A 212-nucleotide genomic window follows, 5' to 3' on the forward strand; every position below is an offset into this window, starting at 1 on the left:
GTCAAGAAATTCTGTTGCCAGAACGTCCAGATGGACATGCCAGCCAATTCGGATATGTGAATTTGTGATGCAAACTTTCGGTTCGTTCGTCTTCACCACCACAATTCGCAACAGCAAATTGCTTGGGTGTTATATGGTCAAGCCTCACGGGCAATTAGTATCGGTTAGCTCAACGCCTCACAGCGCTTACACACCCGACCTATCAACGTCGT

The 212-nt window shown here is 47.6% G+C and carries 1 rRNA gene; it reads right to left on the minus strand.

From position 1 onward, the window contains the following. Nucleotides 1-133 precede the first annotated feature (133 nt). Nucleotides 134-212: ribosomal RNA gene (locus ACNFCI_RS24170) — 23S ribosomal RNA — on the minus strand; the annotation flags it as partial.

Source organism: Pseudomonas sp. NY15356 (genome assembly GCF_048068175.1).
GTDB classification, from domain to species: domain Bacteria; phylum Pseudomonadota; class Gammaproteobacteria; order Pseudomonadales; family Pseudomonadaceae; genus Aquipseudomonas; species Aquipseudomonas putida_K.